The organism is Thalassotalea fusca, assembly GCF_053485835.1.
Window position 1 is genome coordinate 1 of the sequence record NZ_JBQRUN010000051.1, and the last position, 577, is coordinate 577.

1 protein-coding gene is annotated in these 577 nt (G+C 45.6%); it reads left to right on the top strand.

Features of this window, described 5'->3' with window-relative positions; genetic code table 11:
* Positions 1-577 (top strand): IS630 family transposase (locus tag ACSLUK_RS19970; RefSeq protein ID WP_448550549.1); only part of this gene is annotated, 577 nt, incomplete at both ends.

Below are 577 nucleotides of genomic sequence, written 5' to 3' on the forward strand. Positions count from 1 at the left end.
ATATAAAAAAGTTCCCTGTGGCAACGATCATTCACACGCCAGTCCACGTCAAGCCTGAAAAAATAGATATCTGGTTTCAAGATGAAGCTCGCTTTGGTCAGCAAAATACCACGACACGATTATGGGCTCCTAAAGGAAGTAGACCAAGAGCCGTAAGACAACAACAATTTGAGTATGCTCACTTCTTTGGTGCTGTCTGCCCTGCGACTGGCGAAACAGAAGCACTGATAACGCCCTGTATTAACAAAGACATTATGCGAGAACACCTAGGACAAATATCAAAGCGGACACAACACGATCGCCACGCTATTGTCGTCATGGACGGCGCAGGTTGGCACACCAATGATATTGGAGATGAATTCCCGAACATCACGGTCATGAAGATACCTCCCTACTCCCCAGAGCTAAACCCAATAGAGCAAGTATGGAGCTGGATGCGACAACATTATCTAGCCAACCGAAAGTTCAAGGGATATGAGGATATTGTCAACGCATGTAGTCACGCTTGGAATAGCTTTAGAAAAGACACAAAACGTGTCATCAAAATGTGTTCAAGGAAGTGGGCAGTGGTGGGCAA